At 56.1% G+C, this 371-nt stretch carries 1 pseudogene; it reads right to left on the bottom strand.

The window, feature by feature from the left end:
- Window positions 1-258 (bottom strand): annotated as a pseudogene (locus E1297_RS00520) (IS110 family transposase); the annotation flags it as partial.
- Between the last annotated feature and the right edge of the window lie 113 nt (window positions 259-371).

Below are 371 nucleotides of genomic sequence, written 5' to 3'. Positions count from 1 at the left end.
CCGCTTGACGTAGGGCTTCACATAGGCCGGCGGCATCAACCGCACCGTATGGCCGAAATCGCCGATGGCGTTCGCCCAGTAGTGGGCACTCCCGCAAGCCTCGATCCCGACAAGGCATGGCTCGGTGTGACGAAAGAAGTCCAACACCTGTGATCATCGCAATAGACGTCTGACAGCGACGTTTCCGCTTTCAGTAATGGCATGGACCTGAAAGACCGACTTGGCCAAGTCCAGTCCGATCGTGGTAATCTTCTCCATGGAACGGTTCCTTCTGTCTTGTGGCGATTGGCGTCACCACAATAGGCATCCTCAATGCCGGTGCGAAGGGCCGTTCCACACCATCATATTTAAGCTTCGCTCTTCGGCGCATT

This window comes from Roseibium sp. RKSG952 (assembly GCF_009711355.1).
Note: the sequence above shows the minus strand (reverse complement) of the source record. Positions and strands in the feature narration are given on the sequence as shown.